14 protein-coding genes and 5 pseudogenes are annotated in these 19738 nt (G+C 63.2%); 9 read left to right on the top strand and 10 right to left on the bottom strand.

Going from position 1 to position 19738, the window contains the following annotated elements; translation table 11 throughout:
- Positions 1-206: 206 nt before the first annotated feature.
- Positions 207-329, bottom strand: a pseudogene (locus tag WJ16_RS33935) (GNAT family N-acetyltransferase); the annotation flags it as partial.
- A 31-nt stretch (positions 330-360) separates the two neighbouring features.
- Positions 361-516: pseudogene (locus tag WJ16_RS33930) on the bottom strand (IS3 family transposase); the annotation flags it as partial.
- A 691-nt stretch (positions 517-1207) separates the two neighbouring features.
- Between WJ16_RS33930 and WJ16_RS33925 the strand changes: the two are divergent.
- Entirely contained in the window at positions 1208-1438 is a 231-nt protein-coding gene (locus WJ16_RS33925; protein ID WP_076606022.1) for a hypothetical protein, read from the top strand.
- Positions 1439-1720: 282 nt separating this feature from the next.
- On the opposite strand, the pseudogene WJ16_RS35885 reads toward WJ16_RS33925, so the two are convergent.
- A pseudogene (locus tag WJ16_RS35885) lies at positions 1721-1899 on the bottom strand (N-acetyltransferase); the annotation flags it as partial.
- Between the two features lie 260 nt (positions 1900-2159).
- Positions 2160-3593, bottom strand: coding sequence for a TetR/AcrR family transcriptional regulator (locus WJ16_RS28415; protein ID WP_069260331.1), 1434 nt, complete (start codon positions 3591-3593; stop codon positions 2160-2162).
- A 560-nt stretch (positions 3594-4153) separates the two neighbouring features.
- Here WJ16_RS28415 and WJ16_RS35695 point away from each other — a divergent pair.
- The 8 genes and pseudogenes from WJ16_RS35695 to pntA all read left to right on the top strand — a co-directional run.
- Positions 4154-4376 (top strand): annotated as a pseudogene (locus WJ16_RS35695) (thiolase C-terminal domain-containing protein); the annotation flags it as partial.
- An 11-nt stretch (positions 4377-4387) separates the two neighbouring features.
- Complete coding sequence (locus tag WJ16_RS28410; RefSeq protein WP_418219865.1) at positions 4388-5878, top strand: NAD(P)/FAD-dependent oxidoreductase; 1491 nt, start codon at positions 4388-4390, stop codon at positions 5876-5878.
- Positions 5879-6101: 223 nt separating this feature from the next.
- Positions 6102-7598: a flavin monoamine oxidase family protein gene (locus WJ16_RS28405; protein ID WP_069260330.1), complete on the top strand. Its 1497-nt coding sequence runs from the start codon at positions 6102-6104 to the stop codon at positions 7596-7598.
- Positions 7598-8278: a c-type cytochrome gene (locus WJ16_RS28400; protein WP_069261183.1), complete on the top strand. Its 681-nt coding sequence runs from the start codon at positions 7598-7600 to the stop codon at positions 8276-8278. Before WJ16_RS28405 ends, WJ16_RS28400 begins: the two co-directional genes overlap by 1 nt.
- Positions 8279-8313: 35 nt before the next feature.
- Complete coding sequence (locus WJ16_RS28395) at positions 8314-9810, top strand: flavin monoamine oxidase family protein (protein WP_069260329.1); 1497 nt, start codon at positions 8314-8316, stop codon at positions 9808-9810.
- A complete protein-coding gene (locus WJ16_RS28390) occupies positions 9810-10508 on the top strand; it encodes a c-type cytochrome (protein ID WP_069261182.1) in 699 nt (232 codons plus the stop codon). The genes WJ16_RS28395 and WJ16_RS28390 overlap by 1 nt, the downstream gene beginning before the upstream one ends.
- Before the next feature lie 248 nt (positions 10509-10756).
- Entirely contained in the window at positions 10757-11443 is a 687-nt protein-coding gene (locus WJ16_RS28385) for a hypothetical protein (RefSeq protein ID WP_069260328.1), read from the top strand.
- A gap of 383 nt (positions 11444-11826) precedes the next feature.
- Positions 11827-12082 (top strand): annotated as a pseudogene (gene pntA / locus WJ16_RS35690) (Re/Si-specific NAD(P)(+) transhydrogenase subunit alpha); the annotation flags it as partial.
- 115 nt (positions 12083-12197) lie between these two features.
- Here pntA and WJ16_RS28380 read toward each other — a convergent pair.
- The 6 genes from WJ16_RS28380 to WJ16_RS28355 all read right to left on the bottom strand — a co-directional run bounded on the left by WJ16_RS28380 (position 12198) and on the right by WJ16_RS28355 (position 19089).
- Complete coding sequence (locus WJ16_RS28380) at positions 12198-12470, bottom strand: DUF1145 domain-containing protein (RefSeq protein WP_069260327.1); 273 nt, start codon at positions 12468-12470, stop codon at positions 12198-12200.
- Positions 12471-12623: 153 nt separating this feature from the next.
- Positions 12624-13340 carry a hypothetical protein gene (locus tag WJ16_RS28375; RefSeq protein WP_069261181.1) on the bottom strand — a complete coding sequence of 239 codons (717 nt, stop codon included), beginning with the start codon at positions 13338-13340 and terminating at the stop codon, positions 12624-12626.
- Positions 13341-13363: 23 nt separating this feature from the next.
- Positions 13364-15046 (bottom strand): GMC family oxidoreductase, encoded by a 1683-nt coding sequence (locus tag WJ16_RS28370; RefSeq protein WP_069260326.1) that lies wholly within the window; start codon positions 15044-15046, stop codon positions 13364-13366.
- Between the two features lie 30 nt (positions 15047-15076).
- Complete coding sequence (locus tag WJ16_RS28365; RefSeq protein WP_069260325.1) at positions 15077-16498, bottom strand: coniferyl aldehyde dehydrogenase; 1422 nt, start codon at positions 16496-16498, stop codon at positions 15077-15079.
- 105 nt (positions 16499-16603) lie between these two features.
- Positions 16604-17560, bottom strand: coding sequence for an alpha/beta fold hydrolase (locus tag WJ16_RS28360; protein ID WP_069260324.1), 957 nt, complete (start codon positions 17558-17560; stop codon positions 16604-16606).
- Between the two features lie 2 nt (positions 17561-17562).
- Positions 17563-19089, bottom strand: a complete 1527-nt coding sequence (locus WJ16_RS28355) for a flavin-containing monooxygenase (RefSeq protein ID WP_069260323.1) — start codon at positions 19087-19089, stop codon at positions 17563-17565.
- Between the last annotated feature and the right edge of the window lie 649 nt (positions 19090-19738).

Here is a 19738-nt window from a genome sequence, read left to right as displayed (position 1 = left end):
GCGGGGAGATAGTTTACGACTCGTATTATTCATAGTTGCCCGGATTTTTCAAGTCGACAAAGTCAATATTTTGTTTTTAGATAAATTGATTTGAATGGTTTCAATAATGGAAATTGCGGTCGCGCGGGTTGCCGGCGCTCGGCGCCGTCCGTCAATGCGGCACCGATGAATGCTGCGGGGTCGACGATCAAACGCAACGATGCAGTTCAGCCATCCAGCGTCTGCGCCGGCGTGTCGAGCTTCAGTTGATAGAACGCAACATCGAGCCAGCGCCCGAACTTGAAGCCCGCTTCCGCAATCGTGCCCGAGTGCACGAACCCCAGCAGCGTCGTATCCGTGCCGCGAAGCTGGGCAAGTTCATCGCTTGTAGACCGGGCGCAGGCCTTGGCGCTGCAAACTACGTCGAACACGCTCAGCACTCACCGGGCAGCCTTGGGCGCGCAATTGCCGCACGATACGGGGGCGGCCATAGCTGCCGCGACTGGCCCGGTAGATGGCCGCCACTTCGACGTTCAGTTGTTGAAGCCCTTAAAAACTGCTAATCGTGTCCATAGATTACGCTAATGTAAGACACGGCCGCGGCCCCGCGAGATAAGGCATTGCTGCCGTTCGCGCGTCTTTTCATGCGTGCGTTTTGGCAACGCGCGCACGCACGGATGTCCGTTTATATTGCTAAGGAACCTTATCACGACGGCATGATTGCCTGTTCAAACCCGGGTTTCGCACAACGCGTGACACGGGCTGTCGGCGCTGCAACGGTGTGGGCGGGAGTTGGCACTGGTCTTCGCAACACCGTGGCCGGTGACAACGTTAATTCGCAACCTGCAACCTCATGAATTCACGACGGTTTCGCTCTTCATTGCCGGCGCGAGGCGGCGGAGTGACATTTTTACGTCGCAAACGGTGACAACTTTAATTTGATCTACGGTAGGAGGGCGACGTTGGCCAGTCAAAATAGCACTTGACGTTCACTTTTTGCGTCATATGCTTTCCACTGGATGCGAGTAAAAGGCGTGGAAATAAGCAATCAGTTTGTCGATGATTTCTCGTATTGTTTCGGTTTTTTATGGGGCATACGTCGCGACACTACCTGAGATTAAATCGGCAGCATGATTGTTTCGGAAATTCCACTTGGAAATCTCCGAAACTTCCCGAACGAGCGCGACCACCTCTCAGTTCGTTATTTTTCAACCTTTGGAGAGCCGACATGTCATCTATTGTCAAGATCCTCTTTTTGACCTTAATGGCCTGCCTTGTTTTTAACGGAGAAGCTGGCGCCGCTGAAAAGTCTTTCTGCTATTTCCACCACAATTGCCCCGCTGACGGAAAGCTGCCGAAAGGTCAACCGCCGGAGCAATACACCAAACAGCAGTGCAAGAACGGTGGGGGTAAGAGCTGGGGCGACGGCCCAACGAGCTGCGAAAACGTGAACAAATGAGAAGGTCGGAGCCCAGCGTCAATTGAACAATGTGAGGGGTAGTTCTCGCTGCCGGATCTCCTCCCTCTTGATTTTGTTGCGTTCTACCGGGGAAGACGGATCTCGGGCGGCAAGGTCTGCCGCTCGCCCAAATCAGAGACCGTGCGATATCGATCCCAACGGGTTCGCCTCGGCAGTCCTTAAAAACGCAATGCCGCTAATAAGAATTAGCGGCATTGAATGTGCATCAGAAAAACCCGGCCAAAGCCGGGCTCACGTCGCTGCGTGATGCGGCGGCCACGCCTACTTGACCGTCGCCAACGGCAAAAACAACGCCAACGGGTCATGCGTGAGGGACTGAAAACCGAAGTGGCCATAGAGAACGCCGCGGCACCCTCGTCCTTCGCGTCGACGGTCAAGGCGACGGCCGGGATTTCCGAGCTGGCCGCGCGCCGCAGGGCGTTGACCGACATGGTGCGCCCCTGGATCTCGGCGGCCCGGCGGATCACCGCCAGCACATCGGTCTCGACGCGTGCTTCAAAGCGAGTAGTAGCCATAGGGTGTTACCTCCTGGTGCTGCTGTACGGAAAAATTGCCGGGTGCACTCGCGAGGATGGAACCGGCCTCTGTCAATGCGTACATCCCGTGATTCGGCCGCCGGGGAGCGGCGCCTATGGCAGCACCCTCTGATAAGGGCAGGCGGCCGATTAGCATATCGATGCCGCCTGCGGATGCGGTTACTTCATGACGCGTCATTCGCGACAATGCGCCCCTGCCCGATGAGCGCCGTCATCGCCATCATCAGTTCGAATGCGCGGTCCGCGTTCACCGGTTGATTCTGCGTACCGAACCTCAGCACGATGACACCGTCCACCAGCGCCGCGATGAGTGTCGCGCGCGCGAGGCATTCGCGCGCGGTCGCCGACGAATCGATCTCCCGGATGAGATCCGTGCAGACCACCCGGTACGCCGCGTAGCCCCTTCCCACGATTTCACGCGTGATATCCGAATGTTGAGCCAGAGCGAACATCTCGATCCAGAGTTGTTGCACCTCGGGAACACAGACTTCCTCGAAAACGTCTGCGGCGATGTCGCACAGGCGCTCCAGCGCCGATTTTCCGCTCGGCTTGCCGAGCTCCGCGTAGTGGTCCAGATAAGCTCGTCCCACCGCGTCAAGTGTCGAGCGCAGCAGGTCGTCATGGGTCGGGAAATAGTTCTGGAGCACCGAGGGCAGGATGCCGAGTTCTCTCGCCACCCGTGCCAGGGTGAAGTTTGCATAGCCTTCTGTCGCCAGAAGGTTGGCGGCGGTGGAGACGATCTCGTTGATCTTGAGTTCCCTGCGCTTGCCCTGGGCCGTCGGCCGGTAATGGAAGGCGTCCTGGGTCGACTGGTGCGCCCGGAGATCCAGTAGCCCGGGCTGGAGGTCCCCATTCGATCCGAAGACGCTGATCGGGGTATGGCTGCCGTCGTGAAGGACACGCGGACGACGATGTGGCGCTTCGCTCTCGAGCATCTGTGGCGACGCGCTCATCACCATTTTTACGGCTCGCTTGGCGACGCGGATCAACTCCACATAGTCTTTTCCGGGGTAATCGCCGTGGGACGCGAATATCGTCATGCCGTCCATCTGCGCGACGATCACGGCGGCACGCACCTGGCATGCGTCACTGGACAACGTCGGGTGAAGCTCCGACAGCAATTTCTCGAAGATGCCTCGATACCGCGCCTGCATGTCGCGCAGCAGTTCCGCGACATAGGCTTCATGCGATGCGAAGGCCCAGATCTCGACCATGAACTTCGGCAGATCGGTCTCGTTGATGTTCTGGAAAATGCGATTGATCAGCGCGGAGCAACGTTGCGCAGCACCCATGCCCGGGCGGCTCGCGATCGCTTTGTAGTCCTCCATGACCTGGCTCAGGTAGGCCGGGAGCGCGGTGCGCAGCAACTCTTCCGTCGTTCGGAAGTAGTACTGGAGATTGCCATGGGTGATTCCCATGCGATCCGCTACACGGCGGATCGCGAACCCGGCATAGCCGTCCTCCTGAAAGACCTGGCGCGCGGTATCGATGATCTCTCGAATGCGCTGTTCGCGATTGCGCCGTGACGACGGCCGCGCGGCGGACTTGGCGCCCTCCGAATGGTCAGGGGTTTCTTCCTTGATCGCGCTGTTTTGCACGTTGACGCTCCCATGGCTAATACAAGGTTTCTGTAAATTATAGGCCTATCCGACGGAAGGGGAAAAATGCCGCTTCCTTCCCTCCATGCTTTTGTGCGCGAGCAATGACTGGCTGAGTGCGCAACGCGCCCCCTACGTTTTTTCACTCCAGTGCATGGCGGCGTGCTGCCCGCGGCAACCTTGCGCCCCGGAACATCTTTGTTGGCCCATCGTGCAATTCCGCGCCTTGCGGCATGCGAATTCGAGTTGGTTCGACATCGTTTTCCTCGTGCCCGGTCGGTGTTTTCCCTAATTTTTTCGCGCTTGAGTGTAGGCCGACGCAACGTTAATATTAGGCCGTCATAACGTACTTTAAGGGCCGACGATACGTCTATTGGTGATCGATTCAGGCTCCGGGGCGAGGTGATGGATTTCATTCGTTGCAGAGCGGATCTGCATGCGAAAGGCGTCCCGGAGAAGTGCGAACCGCCTTCCCGGGCGGGTAGCGAACGGCAGAAAGGCGCAGGTTCTCCTTCGCTTGGACGTGCGAGCCGGCTTCAACGGATGTGCCGCGCACCATCGTCGGCGGCCGTACTCCCATCAAACCGTCGGGTGGTCTGGAGTCGAAAGACCACCCACTGGATGCGACCGGCATCGGAACGCGATGACCTCGTCACGCAGCTGCCCGGCAACGCCGGTGTGCGTCAGGTGCAGCGTGCGCGCGCTGCGATCCAGGAAAACGGCGACGCGATGCAGCGCATGGAAGAGGCGGCAGTGGCCGTCCACATTTTGAGCAAGGATTGACGGAGTCTGAAATGAGTACGGCTAACGATACGAAGCAGGAAAAGCCAGATAAGCGTCCGGGAATGACGCGGCGCAATTTCGTGAAAGGTGCGGCAGCCGCGGCCGTTGTCGTGCCTGCCGTGGTGGCGATGCAGGATGCACGCACGGAACCCGTGGAGGACGGCAAGGAGCGAGCCGACCTCGAAAAATATCGGGCGCTGGGCGGATGGGTTGAAAAGCCCGATGACCTGCAGCCCGCGCTCGAGGGCGACGTCAGCGCGGATGTGGTGATTGTCGGCGCCGGTTTCGCGGGCCTTTCCGCGGCAGTGGAACTCGCCCGGCAAGGCGCGAAAGTGGTCGTCATCGAGCGCGAGTTTCCCGGCTTTGGCGCGAGCGGGCGCAACGCGGGCTACCTGGCAGGCGCCATGGGGCTCGAATACGACCTGATGCTTCGCGATATCAGCAAGGAGCAGGCGACGCAGATCGTCCGGTATTACGACGACGCCGTCGGCTTCGTCGAAGGCAAGCTCAAGGAGCACGATATCGATTGCGAGTACGTGCAGTCCGGATGGATCCGTGCGGGCGTGCATCCGTCGCAGGAGCAGAAGATCCGCGACGAGATGCGGATCGGCGCCGAGCTCGGCCACAAGTCGCAATTTCTGGATCAGGCCCAAATGCGCGCGCGCGGAATTCCCCCCGCGTTTCTCTTTGGCGAATACACACCGACCGGCGGCACGCTCCACCCGGGCAAATACGTGATGGGGCTGCGGCGTGCCGCGCTGCGGGCCGGCGTGAAGCTGTACGAGAACACGCCGCTGCTGTCTTACACCGAAGGCCCGGTCATCCAGGTGAAGACCCCGCGCGGCAGCGCGAGCGCCCCGGTGCTGCTGTTTGCTACCAATGCCTACACCCCGCAGCTCGGTTTGCTCGCAAACAAGGTGGTGCCGTTGCGGATCTCCGCCATCGAGACCGAGCCGCTGTCCGACGCGCAACTGGCGTCGCTGGGGTGGTCACGGCGCGAAGGCATCGTCACCGCCCACTACAGCATGGAGAGCTTCCGCCTGACGGCACGCAACACGATCATCTCGACCGTCAAGCGTATCCACTATCCGTACGGCTCCAGGACGCCGAATGTGCCCGCCTACGATCAGTATCGCGAGTTGAGGGCGAACCTGCATGCACGCTTGCCGAGCTTGAAGAACGTCGCATTGCGGCACTGCTGGAGCGGCTATATCAGCGCCGCCGGCGACGCGCTGCCCGTCGTCGGCAAGACCGGCACGAACCAGAACATTTATTACACCGCAGGGTGTTCGGGGCATGGCGTAGCCAGCCAATCGATGGTGGGGCACATGATTGCCCAGCACATTCGCGGCACCGAACCGCCGCTGCTGACTGCGTTGCGCCACGACACGCCGTCGCTACCGCCCGAGCCGTTCCGGTGGTGCTTCATCAATGGGCTCCTGGTCGGCGCGAACGCGATGGACGACTGGGTGAACCGCAAGGTGCGCGACGCTGCAACCTGAAGGCGAGCGCCTTCTTGCCCAGCGGCCGGAAGACGTCGATCGGGTCTTCGATACCCACTTCCGGGGCGCAGGTCAGTTTGACGCAATCAACGGCTTCAAGAACGGCGCAGGTCGCGATGCCCGAGGGCGTGAGCGCGCGCTTGCAACACGATATCGACGACCTCTCGCACTACATCACAACCCGATAGATCACGCAGATTCTTCAAGTCAGGCGGAAAACAAGATGGACGATAGTGCAAAGAAACGCGATGAGGCACCGGAAGCGGCCGCGCTCACGCGACGCGGCTTTCTTGGGATGGCTGCATCGGTAACGGCAGCGGCGACGGTGGCGGTATTGCCGAAGGCGGCGAGCGCCGCGATTGCCGCCGGCAATGAGCAGGACGTGCTGGAGGTGGCCATCATCGGCGCCGGGCTGGCCGGCCTGACCGCCGCCCGTGACCTGAAGCGGGCAGGGTGCGAGTCCTTCATCGTGCTGGAGGCGCGCGACCGTGTCGGTGGACGCACGCTCAATCACGACCTGGGAAAAGGCTACTTCTCGGAAGCGGGCGGCCAGTGGATCGGGCCGGGCCAGACCGCGGTTGCCGATCTGGCTCGCGAGCTCGGCGTCGGCACCTTTCTGACCTACTGGGAAGGCAATATCGTGATGCTGGCCGGCGACGCGCGCGCTACCACCGAATGCGATGGCGGCTTTGGCACGGATCCGAAACTGCGGCGTGAACTGGAGGCGTTGGCCAGGAGCGTGCCGACAGCGGCGCCGTGGACGTCGCCGCGTGCCGCCGAGTTCGACGCCATGTCGCTTGCCGACTGGCTGGCAACCAAGAACCTCGCGCCGGAAGACCAGATCAGCTGGGTGCTCGCCGCGCAGCTGACGACGGGTACCGCACCGACAAAATTATCGCTGCTGCACTACCTGTCTCTGATCAACTCCGCGGAATGCAATTACAGGCAGCTCGAAGCGGTCAAGGGTGGTGCACAGGAGCGCCGCATTTCGGGTGGCTCGCAGATCCTGTCGATCAAGATGGCAGAGGCGCTGGGCGACAAGGTGCGCCTGTCGACCCCGGTGCTGCGTATCGAGAACTGGCAGAACGGGCCGGTGACCATTCACACCGCGAAGGGCGTGGTCCGCGCACGCAGTTTGATCGTCGCGCTCTCGCCGTCGCTGTGCAACCAGATCACCTTCGATCCGCCGCTGCCGGAAAAACGCCAGGAAATGCAGCGCCGTTGGCCTGCCTTTGCTCCGATGCGCAAGACGGCGCACGTCTACAAGAAGGCATTCTGGCGCGACAAGGGCTTGAACGGCATGGTCGTGCAATTGAAGGGGCCGATCCAATGGTCCTACGACAACTCGCCGGAGGATGTCTCGTTTGGCGTGATCTCGGCCTTCGTGAACAACGGCGTGCTGCCGTCGGACCCGAAGGCTGCCGAAGCCGAACTGTCGCGCATCTATGCCCAGGCGTTTGGCGACGAAGCGCTGCATCCCGTCGCGTACCACGAGTACGACTGGGGCAAGGCTGACAACTGGTCACTGAGCTGCACATCCCCGATACCTCCAGGCTTTCTCACCAAGTACGGCGATGTGTTGCATCCGTCGATCGGCCGGCTGATCTGGGCAGGTACGGAAACCGCGGAAATCTGGATCACCACCATGGACGGCGCAATACGGTCCGGCCACAAGGCGGCATTGCAGGCGCTTCAGGCCGTGGCTGGGGGGAAAGCATGATGAATACGAAAACGCAATCACCCGGCCGTGGCAAGCGGATTCTGGTAGTGGGGGGCGTGTTGCTGTCGGCCGCATTAGCCGTTGGCGGCGTCATGTACGGGCCTCAGCTCTATGGCCTGCTGCAGCTCGGCAAGCAGCTCGATCAGATTTCGCAGGAGGACACGCGTATCGGCGGTCCATGGCCGCGCGCCAGCGACGCGTGCGTGTCTTGCCATGGTCAAGGGGGCAATGCACGCGCCCAGACCTATCCGCGCCTGGCGGGTCAGCCGGAGGCCTACCTGAAGCAGCAGCTCACCGCGTTCGCCAGTGGCGAGCGCAGCAATCCGACCATGACGTCGCTGGCAGCGAGCATGTCGGAGCAAGAGCTTGAGGGCCTGGCGGCGCATTTCTCGAAGATGACGCCGCTGCCGAACACGACGTTCCAGGGAGACCCGGCACGCGTGGCGCGCGGCGAGACGCTGGTCAAGGCCCACAACTGCGCCGCTTGTCACGGGCAGAAGCTGGAGGGGAAAGACGTATTTCCACGATTGGCCGGGCAGGGCTACGCATACCTGCGCGATCAGCTCGCCCGCTTCAAGAGCGGTGCACGTCGCGATGCCACGGGCTCGATGCCGGCAGTCGTCGCAACGCTGTCGCAGCAGGATATCGACGACCTCGCGCAATACATCGCAAGCCGATAGACCACGCAGATTCTTCAAGTCAGGCGGACAACAAGATGGACGATATTGCAAAGAAACGCAGCGACGCGCCGGAGGCGGCCGCACTCACGCGGCGCGGCTTTCTCGGCGTGGCTGCGTCGGTAACGGCAGCCGCGACGGCGGCCGTGCTGCCGAAGGTGGCGGCCGCAGCAGTGACCGCGAGTGACGAGCGCGACGTGCTCGAGGTGGCGATCATCGGCGCGGGGCTGGCCGGCCTGACCGCTGCACGCGACCTGAAACGCGCGGGGTGCGAGTCCTTCGTGGTGCTGGAGGCGCGCGATCGCGTTGGCGGACGTACGCTTAACCACGATCTCGGCAACGGCTACTTCTCGGAATCGGGTGGCCAATGGATCGGGCCGGGTCAGACGGCGATTGCCGATCTGGCTCGCGAGCTGGGTGTCGGCACGTTTCCCACCTACTGGCAGGGCAAGTCGACGATGCTGGCCGGTGGCGCACGTGCGGCTGTCGATACCGAGGGCGGGTTCGGCACGGACCCGAAGGTTGCGCATGAACTCGAGGTGCTGGCGAGGAGTGTGCCCTGCGGCGCGCCGTGGAAATCTCCGCGCGCGGCCGAGTTCGATGCGATGTCGGTCGGCGACTGGCTCGTGAAAAGGAACATCGCACCGGCAGACCAGATCGGCTGGTCGACCGGTCTGGAGATCACGGGCGGGGCGTCGCCGGCGCGACTGTCGCTGTTGCACTGGCTGTCGATGGTCAATTCGGCCGAATGCAATTACGACCGGCTCGAAGCGGTCAAGGGCGGCGCGCAGGAGACCCGCATCTCGGGCGGTTCGCAGATCCTGTCGATCAAGATGGCGCAGGCGCTGGGCGACAAGGTGAAGCTGTCGACTCCCGTGCTGCGCATCGAGAACTGGCAGAACGGCCCGGTCGCCATTCATACCGCGAACGAAGTGGTGCGTGCGCGTAACGTGATCGTCGCGCTGTCGCCGATGCTGTGCAATCAGATCGCCTTCGATCCGCCGCTGCCGGAAAAACGCCGCGAAATGCAGCGCCGCTGGCCTGCCTTCGCACCGGGACGCAAGACGACGCACGTCTACAAGAAAGCGTTCTGGCGCGACAAGGGCTTGAACGGCTGGATCTTTCAACCGAAGGGGCCGGTGCTGTGGGCGTACGACAACTCGCCGGAGGACGTCTCGTTCGGCGTGATCAACGCGTTCGTGCACATCAGCATGCTGCCGGCGGACCCGAAAGAGGCCGAGGCCCAGCTGTCGCGCATCTATGCCGAAGCGTTTGGTGACGAAGCGCTGCACCCGATCGCGTTCCATCAGCGTGATTGGCTCAAGGCAGATAAATGGACGCTGAGTTGCGTGTCGCCGATGCCGCCCGGTTTTCTCACCACGTACGGGGAAGCGCTGCATCCATCGGTCGGCAAGCTGATCTGGTCGGGCACGGAAACGGCGGAAATCTGGGCGGGCTACATGGATGGCGCAGTGCGTTCCGGCCACAAGGCAGCATTGCAGGCGCTGCAGGCGGCGGCACGGGGGAAGGCATGATGAATACGACCACGAAACCGACAACGCAAACGAAACCGCGTAGCCGCCGCAAGCGGGTGTTGATCCTGTCAGGCTGGCTGCTGTTGGCTGCGGCCGTCGTCGGCGGCATCGCCTACGGACCGGAAGTCTATGGCTTGCTGCGCGTGAGCGACGAGATCGACAAGGTCTCGGCCGAAAACGCGCGTGTGAACGGCCCTTGGCCGCGCGCCGCCGATTCCTGCGTTTACTGCCACGGCTTCGAAGGGAACGCGGTCAACCAGGCCTATCCGCGTCTGGCGGGTCAGAAAGAGGCGTATCTCAGGAACCAACTGAAGGCGTTTGCCAGTGGTGAACGCAGCGACCCGACCATGACGTCATTTGCGCTCAGCCTGTCGGAGCACGAGTTCGAGTCGATGGTGACGCATTTCTCGCAGATGACGCCGCTGCCCAATACGAGCTTCCATGCCGATCCCGCCCGCGTGGCCCGTGGTGAAGCGCTGGTGAAGGCCAGGAATTGCGCCGCGTGCCACGGGCAGCAGCTGGAGGGGAAGGATGCGTATCCGCGCCTGGCCGGCCAGGGCTACGACTACCTGGTTGACCAGCTGACGAACTTCAAGACCGGCAAGCGCCACGATCCCACCGGCGCGATGGCGGCGATGGCCGGCCCGCTGTCGCAACAGGATATCGAGGACCTCGCGCAATTCATCGCCAGCCGATAAGCAGGAGACAGGCCATGACACAACGCGTGATTCATCCCCCGTGATTGTGTCTCTTCGACATTCGCTTGCTGCGCACGCGAGCACCAGTCTCCCGGCTGGCAACGGAAGGGCGCCCGCTGCCCGACATACTCGCGTGAAACCCTGATCGATCGGCGGTGCACTCTCGCGCCGGGCGGTGACGCCAGGATTGATGTTGGTGCGGGCAAGCGTAATGGTGATCAAATTCACAATGACCATTGGATTGCATCATGGAACTCAAATTTTATCTTTATTGCCTTGCTGATCTTGCATTGATCACGACTTCGCTCGTCTGCGGCGTGAAGTTTCTCAGGAAGCGCAACTTTCTCCTCGGGTTCGAGTGGCTGGTGGTGACGTTCTCGGCGTCAAACATCATGCTCAATGCTTTAACCGGAGAAGATGTCTTTTATCGCATTGCACTTTTTTGCGATGCATTTTCCAGAGCCGTCGGTGTCCCCGTGATCGTCATCGTGGGCATGATGGCGGTGACGCATCGATACAAGCCGTCGATTTTCGCTGATGTCGTGTATGTGGTGGGCGCATTGGTCGTAACCGTCATCGTGTGGGGCGCAGACTTCATGACGGAAGCCAGGCCCTATTTCTATCTGGTGATGTGGTCGTTGTTCTCGGTTTATCTTGGCTACATTGTCAAGCGGCTGCTGAGCATCGGTGAGAAACTTCACGCAGTGAGCGTGATGCTGGCACTGGTAGCTACGCAGATTATTGCGAGCACCTATGACTTCTACCATATCCCCGGCGACGAGCATCACATGATCTTTTATATCTTCGCGTTGCTGGTCTGGTCTTATCAGTCCGTTTCCTTGTACTGCGCCTATTGTGCGTTGGAGCGTGCGCAGGAAAATGAGTTGAACCAAAATCGAGGTTATGCGTTTGTCGGCCTCGGGCGGAATTCGTAGTGGTCACGTCGTTTTTCTGGATTCCTTTGGAAGCGCTCATTCGACAGAATCAACATGCCGTCGTGAATGGATGAGAGCTATCCCGAAGCAGAGGGGTTGCATTTACCCGGTATTCCACGCAGGCGACGGACGGGGAGCGGCTAATCGAATGCCTGCGGCACGCGCTTGACCGGATTCCGGAGCGCTGCCGCACGCAACTTTGGCATCTGGCGCGTGGTTGGCGGCGATGTTTCAAAAGCAGAACTAACGGGAACACGGATGACCGCTGTTCCTGCGATTTCCTGTCTCTCTTTCCGGTGTATGCGGACCGACAAGCGCCGCCCATGTAGGAACGGCACGTTGCGATGCCGCCTATTGAACGACCCAAGCTCGGGAAGTCATGAATGCAGTCCAATCCGAGCTCGGCTCCACAGCGCATTGGCGTGCCGCGGAACACCGTTCCCGGCGAAAACGTGCCGCCACTGTGCCTGATGTGATGGAAAAGCTCGTCAAGCTTGGCTTCACTGTGACGACCGAACCCGGCGCAGGCGACGCTGCCAACTTCAGCGATGACGCTTACCGTACTGCCTGGGCCGCGTCCTCCATCGTGTTCAAGGTCCGTTCGCCAGCCGTGACGAGGTGGCGCTGATGCCGTCTGGCGGTTGCTGTTGCGCAGCGCCAGTGCTGCCGGCAGGGATTGTCACGGCGAGGCTGCCGTTCTTAGAGGCTCTCTCTGAGCCGCCTATCGATGTTTGCGGGGGAGGCTCCGCTGCGATCAGCGCGGGCGGCGCGCAGCATCGGCCGTCGGCTTCCAGTGCAGGACACCGAAGAGCAGTGTCAGCAGCACGCTATCGAACAGCGGCCCCTTGTGCAGTGCCACCTTTCTGAAGCAGACCCACACCTCGAGCACATGCACGCCGAGCAGCACCGCAGCCACGATGCGTAACCAGTGGATGGCATCCGGCCCTGGCGGCAGCGCTGTCAGGTAACTGCAGACAGCGACGCCATACACAGTGAGCAGCAGCAACTTGCCGGCGGCGGTGAACACGGTGGAATCTCCGGAGATGGACGCGGATTGCGTTGATTGGCTCGGCTGGGACGCCGGCTGCGTCAGGTGTCGCGGAAAGTGCGCTGACCCGTGCGGAGACGTTTCCGGGAGCAGGTTTCGTCTCCAGACTCCACACGGGTGGTGAACAAGGTATCAAGCCCGAACGGCATCCGGCACCGCAAGCGTCGGCGCACGACGGAGCAGTTGCCAGCCGAATATCAGCATCCAGAGCGGCAGGGTCACGACGGCGACGGTTTCGCCCGCATCCGTGACCGCAGCGAGACCGGGGAAGAAGCCGAACACGAAAAAGACGCCGAAGCCCCAGCCGACGATATGGAGGAGGAACGATCCGCGCCAGCCCGCCTGTTTGAGCAGTCTGGCGGCAATCGAGGTCCAGAAGAACACGAGCGGGCCTTCCACCCACCAGAGCCCGCTTTGCGTGGCGTTGGCGATCGCGGTCCACACGGCTGCCGCTGCAACCTTCGCGCCGTCTTCCCCGCTCGCATACACATGCGCGAGCGGATGGAGGGTCGACAACTGCAGCACCGCGCCCGTCACCCCGCAGACGATATAGACCGCGATGGCGATCGCGATCATTTCGCGCAGCGCCCCAAGTTCTTCACGAAACGTGTGCAGGAAGTAGCCGCCGATGGCCACGAACGGCAGATAGAAGCCCAGCACGTCGGCGAGCATCCACCAGCGGAACAGGTCACGCCCTTCGGCATGCAGCGCCAGCATGGCCGGGCCGTGGGGCACCATTTCGATGTCGCCGCCCGTGACGACCATCGACAGGCCGAGGGTGGCGCCAGCCGCGAGACCGCCCAGGATGGCGTTCCAGGCCGTGAACCTGGCTACGTTGTACGAATTCATGTGCATCAATCTCCAGGAGAGCTTCAGGTGGTTGCATGACGGGTTGCGGGGTGATGGGTCGCAGACTGCGCGGCGGTGGCTTGCGCCTCCTCGCGCATCCCGGACGTGACACGACTGACACCGCGGATCAGATCGACCGCCTTCTCGCCGATCATGATGGTGGGTGCATTGGTGTTGCCGCCGATCAGCGTCGGCATGACCGATGCATCGACCACGCGCAGTCCGTCCAGGCCGTGCACGCGCAGCTGTGGGTCGACGACGGCCATCTCGTCGTGGCCCATCCGGCACGTGCCGATGGGGTGATAGACGGTGTCGGTGCGCTGCCGCAGGACCGCGCGGATGTCGTCGTCGGTCTTCACGTGCGACGTGAAGAGGTCGCGCGTGGCCCACTCGGCAAGTGCGGGCGTTTGCATGAGCCCGCGTGTGATCTTGAAGCCGGCCACCATGTCTTCGACATCGCGCGGGTCGTCGAAGAACGCCGGGTCGATGAGCGGTGCGGCGAGCGGATCGTTGCTGCGCAGCGTGATCGAGCCGCGGCTGCGCGGACGCAGCAGGCAGACGTGGCACGAGAACCCGTGGCCCGCGCGCAGGCGGCGCGCGTGGTTGTCGACCAGCGCGACCACGAAATGCAGCTGGATGTCGGGTGCGTCGAGCTCGGGCCGCGTCTTCAGGAAGCCGCCGCCTTCGGCGAAGTTCGTGGTCAGCATGCCGCGCCGCTCGCGGCGAAAGCGCAGGATCTCGCCCAGCATGCGCATACCGCCGCGCAGCGAGACGCCCATCGTGTCGAGACTGCGTGTGCCGTAGCCGAAGACGAAGTCCGGGTGATCCTGCAGATTGCGCCCCACGCCCGGCAGATGCCGGATGGCCTCGATGCCCACGCGTGCAAGGTCCTGTGCCGGCCCCACGCCGGACAGCATCAGCAACTGCGGCGTCTGCAGCGCGCCGGCAGCCAGCACCACTTCGCGTCGCGCGCGCAACGTGCGTACCGTGCCGTTCTGCAGCACCTCCACGCCAACGGCGCGCTTGCCCTCGAACACGATGCGGCGGACCAGCGCGTGCGTTTCGACCGTCAGGTTGGCGCGTCGGCCGATATGCGGATGCAGATAGGCACGCGCCGCACTCCACCGTTCGCCGTGCTTCTGCGTGACCTGGTAGATGCCGATGCCTTCCTGTTGCGCGCCGTTGAAGTCGTCGGTGAGCGGCAGGCCGGCCTGCCGCGCAGCTTCCAGATAGCGTGCCTGGAACGGATTGTCGGTGCGCAGGTCGCTCACGTTGAGCGGGCCGTTGCGGCCGTGCCACGCGTTGTCGAAGCGCTCGTTGTGCTCGCTGAGGCGGAAGTAGGGCAGCACCTCCTCATACGACCAGCCGCTGTTGCCGAGCGACGCCCAGTGATCGTAATCGCTGCGGTGGCCGCGAATGTAGACCATCGCGTTGATCGCGGACGACCCGCCCAGCGCCTTGCCGCGCGGCTGATAGCCGATGCGCCCGCCAAGGCCGGCCTGCGGCACGGTATCGAATGCCCAGTTGTTGACGCGGGTCGGCATCATCGCGACCGCGCCCGCCGGCACGTTCACCACCATGCCGGCGCCATGGCCGCCCGCCTCCAGCACGCAGACCGACAGGTTCGGGTCTTCGGACAGCCGGCCCGCGACCACGCAGCCGCCCGAGCCGCCGCCGACGATGATGTAATCGAACTGTTGATTCATGATGTTTCTCTCGACAGGCAACGGACGGGATCAGGCGATGCGCGACAGCACGCGCAGCAGCCAGTTGAAGGATTGGCCGTAGGGCGGGTGAAACAGGGCAGTGCCGTTCCAGCGCGCCTGATAAAAGACCGGCTTGAGCTTGCTGAAGGTGTCGAAGCCCCACTTGCCGTGGTAGGCGCCCGTGCCGCTGTCGCCGACGCCGCCAAAGGGCTGGCTCTCTTGCACCAGGTGCCACAGGCAGTCGTTGATCGTGACACCGCCCGATACGGTTTCGCGCAGGGCGCGATGGCGGCGCGAGGCATCGTCACCGAACCAGTACAGCGCGAGCGGGTGTGCGTTGCGCCGGACGTACGCGAGCGCGTCGTCGAGGTCGGCGTATTCGACGATGGGCAACACGGGGCCGAAGATTTCCTCGCGCATCAGACGCGTGTCGGCGGGCGCGCCCATCACGAGCGTGGGCGGGAACTTGCGCGATGCCGCATTGAACGTTTCGCCGGCCGGGTTGACCTCGATCACGCGTGCGCCCGCGGAGCGTGCCTCGCGGACCATCTCTGCGAGGCGCGCACGATGGCGTTCGCTGATGACGGCGGTGTAGTCGGGGTTGGCGGCAAGCGTCGGATAGAGCTTCGTGATGGCCCGCACCAGATGCGATGCGACGTTTTCCGCCGTACCGGTCGGCACGAGCAGGTAATCCGGCGCGATGCAGGTCTGCCCGGCGTTCACCAGCTTGCCGAATGCAATGCGTTGCGCCGCAACGGCGACATTGCACGACACGTCGAGAATGGCCGGCGACTTGCCGCCGAGTTCCAGCGTGACCGGCGTCAGGTTGGCCGCCGCCGCTTGCGCCACGTCACGCCCGACCTGTGTCGAACCCGTGAAGAACAGGTGATCGAACGGCAGGCTGGCAAAGGCCTTGCCGAGCTCGACATCGCCGATCGCCACGTCGAGCTCGTCCGGGTTGAAGATCTCGTGCGCCATCGAAGCGAGCAGCGCCGACAGCCGGGGCGTGAGTTCCGACGGCTTGATCATCACCCGGTTGCCGGCGGCAAGCGCGGCGAGCGCAGGCCCCAGCGACAGTTGCAGCGGATAGTTCCACGGCGCAATGATGCCCACCACGCCCAGCGGCTGCGGCATGAGCCGGTTGTAGCCGGGACGGAAGTGCAATGCGGTCGGCATGCGCTGCGTGCGCATCCACTGCTTCAGGTGGCGCCGCGCGTGACGGATGGCGGCGCGCACGACGAACACCTCGGCAAGCCGGGTTTCGTGTGCCGAGCGGCCTTGAAAGTCGGCGTCGATGGCATGCACGATGTCGGATTCGTGCGAGTCGAGCCAGGCCCCGAGCCGCTCGAGACGGGACACGCGCGTGGCCAGTGTCGGGGCGGAGTCCAGCGCGAAAGCCTGGCGCTGACGTTCGAAGCTGGCGACGAGTTCGGTTGGGGAGCCTTGCAGCATGGTGTCTCCTATGCGTTCTCGATCGAGAGATCGCGGCAACGGCTGTTGTTGTTCTGATTGTGCGGATGCGTGCCGATGAGGCGGCACGCATCCGCCGAAACGGACTCAGGCGGAATGCCGGCCGGCGTTCATCGGTTCGGCTGCGGAACCTGCCGCATGGCGTCCTGCATGTCCGGCGATCAGGTCGACCAGCAGCGGTACGACGCCCGCCGGGATGTCGTGCCCCATGCCGCGGATGGTGACCATCTCCGCACCGGGAATGGCCGCTGCGGTCGCGGTGCCGCCGCTGGCCGCCACCATCCGGTCCAGATCGCCGTGCACCACCAGCGTCGGCACCCGGATACGGCGGACTTCCGCTGTCCTGTCGCCCGACTTGATGATCGCCCCGAGCTGGCGCGCCATGCCTTCGGCATCCTTCGCCTGCTGGCCGCGGTCCCACGCGTCGGCGGCGTACGCGCGTCGCGCAGCGTCGTCCACGGGGTACGTCTGCGTGCCGATGTGGGCCATGACCGCGCTGTAACGCTGCATGGCTTCGTCGCGCGTGCGTGCGGGCGGCCTGGTCAGCATCGACATGCTGGACAGGGCCGGCTGGCCGACTTTCCGGGAGCCGGTGGTGGAGAAGATCGACGTGAGCGACAGCGTGCGGTGCGGGTGGCCGCCGGCGATGATCTGCGCGATCATGCCGCCCATCGACATCCCCACCACATGGGCGCGCGCCACCCGCAGATGATCGAGCAGGCCGACCGTATCGGCGGCCATGTCTTCCAGGCTGTAGGCGCAAGGCATCGGCAACCGCAGGAATTGCCGCAGCAAGCCCGGCGGTGTCTGCGCGATGCGGGACGAGCGGCCGACATCCCGGTTGTCCAGGACGATCACGCGAAAGCCGCGTTGCACCAGCGCGTCGATCATGTTGGCGGGCCACGACGTCAGTTGCAGGCTCAGGCCCGCGATGAGCAGCAGCGGCTCCGCGTTCTCGAGGCCGTACGTGCGATAGCACAGGCGCACACCGGTCGGCACGTCACAGAACAGATCGCGTGCTTCATCCATCGCGTGGATCGACATGATCAGACTCCCGCCGCTTGCCGGGCCGGCGAGCGCTCGGTGCTGCTCGCCGGGTGGGCATGCTCGAAATGCAGGAACGGGTGCTCGACCGGGCTGTTCCGCAAGTTCGCGACATCGAGGTTGTAGTCCTCCGACATGACCCACGGCGTTTCCAGGCCTTGACAGGGCATGCTCTGGATCGCGCGCTGGACGTAGCCCGCGCCGAGATTGAGCAGCGGACGCCTGGGCATGTCGGCGTCGGGCGTTTCGGGCACGCAGATCGCGGAGCCGGTGCGCTCCATATGGTCGAGCATGCGGCAGAAGTGTTGCGCGAGCAGCCCCAGCTTGAGCGTCCACGACGAGTTCGTGTAGCCGATGGAGAACACGTAGTTCGGCACGCCGCTGAGCATCATCCCCTTGAAGGTCACCGTGCTATGCAGATCGACGGGCTCGCCGTCGACCGTCAGCTTGATGCCGCCGAACAGCCGAATGTTGAGCCCGGTGGCCGTCACGACGATATCGGCGGGCAGCGCCTGCCCGGATTCCAGCAGGATGCCGGTCTCGGTGAACGTCTTGATGCGGTCCGTCACCACGGACGCCCGGCCTTCGCGGATGGCCTTGAATAGATCGCCATCGGGCACCGCGCACAAACGCTGATCCCACGGGTCGTAGGGCGGATTGAAGTGCACGTCGACCGGATAGCCGTTGGGCAACTGACGCTTGTTGAGGAAGCGGATGAGACGCCGCGCGAATTTTGGCCGCCGCTTGCACAGGTACCAGATGCCGCGCGAAATGGCGATGTTCTTGCGGCGCACGAGCGCATAGGCCCACGCGTGCGGCATCACCTTGCGCAGCGTGTTGGCGATGAGGTCTTCCGACGGCAGGCTCACGATATAGGTGGGCGTGCGCTGGAGCATCGTCACATGCCGGGCCTTGTCCGCCATGGCCGGTAACAGCGTGACGGCGGTGGCGCCGCTGCCGATCACCACGACACGCTTGCCGGTGTAGTCGAGGTCGTCCGGCCAATGCTGTGGATGGATGGTGCGCCCCTGGAAGCGTTCGATGCCTTCCAGCTTCGGGGTGAAGCCCTGATCGTGGTGGAAGTAGCCGGCGGCGCTGAACAGCCATTTGGCCTGCATCGTCGTGCGTTCGCCGGTATCCGTGCGCTCCACCTCGACCGTCCACAGTGCCTGCGCGCTGCACCACGATGCCTGAATCACCTTGTGGTTCAGGCGGATGTGGCGATCGAGTCCGTACTCGGCGGCAGTCTCGCGCAGGTAGGACAGGATATCGGCCGCCCCGGCAATCGACTTCTTGTACGGCCACGGCTTGAACTCGTAGCCGTAGGTGTGCATGTCCGAGTCGGAGCGAATGCCGGGATAGCGGAACAGGTCCCATGTGCCGCCGGTAACGGCGCGCGACTCCAGGATGACGTAGGACGTGCCCGGACGCTCCGTCTCCAGGTAACGCGCCACCCCGATGCCGGACAGGCCGGCGCCAACGATCAGGACCTCTACATGCTCGGTGGGCGGAAGGTGATGTACGGTCACAGCGTATCTCCAGATTGAGGCGAGGTGCCCAGGGGTGGGGAGCAATTCGGTTGGCAGCGCTGTGGTCCGACGCGGGCGTTTCGGGCTGCGCGCCGAACCCCGCGTGGCTGCCATACGCGGGCCCGGCCCCGAAAAGCGGCGTCCGAAGTGCGTATTGTCGGCCTACAGATAGCGTTCAAGTGGCCAAATATTAGCGTTGATATGGCCTAGATTCAAGCTGGCGTAGGGTAGGGAAAACACCCAGTCGAACGGGCGCAAACGATGTACGTGCCGTCTGGTCCGTGCACGGCAGGACACGCGTCGGCGAACGGCGCCGCCATGCCGCGGCATCTCTCGCGCCGGTGCGGCCCTCCTGGCCGCTGCCTTCGTCACGTGTTCAGGAACTGATCCGGCGGGGCGATGAAATCGTGCTTACAGGGCAAGCGGCACGGCTGGGGGAGGTCGATCGGCCGAACGTGGCGAGGAAGGCCGTGTGGCAAGCGATGCAGTCGGGCAGCGCGCAGGTGGGTGCAGCGCGATTCAGGAGTGCTCGAGATCGAGCGGTGCCGGACGGTACGTGTTCGTGCAGCGCGCGGTTCGTACTGCCGACACAGCGGAAAACGCCGGCTGCGCCGGCATCAGAAAGACAACGGATCCGGCGACGGGGCAA

The organism is Burkholderia metallica, assembly GCF_001718555.1.
GTDB lineage: Bacteria > Pseudomonadota > Gammaproteobacteria > Burkholderiales > Burkholderiaceae > Burkholderia > Burkholderia metallica.
Note: the sequence above shows the minus strand (reverse complement) of the source record. Positions and strands in the feature narration are given on the sequence as shown.

Bases quoted from the DNA above. Each gene is read 5' to 3' on its own strand.
- WJ16_RS33925 (WP_076606022.1), top strand. From the start codon at position 1,208: ATGTCATCTATTGTCAAGATCCTCTTTTTGACCTTAATGGCCTGCCTT.
- WJ16_RS28410 (WP_418219865.1), top strand. From the start codon at position 4,388: ATGAGTACGGCTAACGATACGAAGCAGGAAAAGCCAGATAAGCGTCCG.
- WJ16_RS28405 (WP_069260330.1), top strand. From the start codon at position 6,102: ATGGACGATAGTGCAAAGAAACGCGATGAGGCACCGGAAGCGGCCGCG.
- WJ16_RS28400 (WP_069261183.1), top strand. From the start codon at position 7,598: ATGAATACGAAAACGCAATCACCCGGCCGTGGCAAGCGGATTCTGGTA.
- WJ16_RS28395 (WP_069260329.1), top strand. From the start codon at position 8,314: ATGGACGATATTGCAAAGAAACGCAGCGACGCGCCGGAGGCGGCCGCA.
- WJ16_RS28390 (WP_069261182.1), top strand. From the start codon at position 9,810: ATGAATACGACCACGAAACCGACAACGCAAACGAAACCGCGTAGCCGC.
- WJ16_RS28385 (WP_069260328.1), top strand. From the start codon at position 10,757: ATGGAACTCAAATTTTATCTTTATTGCCTTGCTGATCTTGCATTGATC.
- WJ16_RS28375 (WP_069261181.1), bottom strand. From the start codon at position 13,340: ATGAATTCGTACAACGTAGCCAGGTTCACGGCCTGGAACGCCATCCTG.
- WJ16_RS28370 (WP_069260326.1), bottom strand. From the start codon at position 15,046: ATGAATCAACAGTTCGATTACATCATCGTCGGCGGCGGCTCGGGCGGC.
- WJ16_RS28365 (WP_069260325.1), bottom strand. From the start codon at position 16,498: ATGCTGCAAGGCTCCCCAACCGAACTCGTCGCCAGCTTCGAACGTCAG.
- WJ16_RS28360 (WP_069260324.1), bottom strand. From the start codon at position 17,560: ATGTCGATCCACGCGATGGATGAAGCACGCGATCTGTTCTGTGACGTG.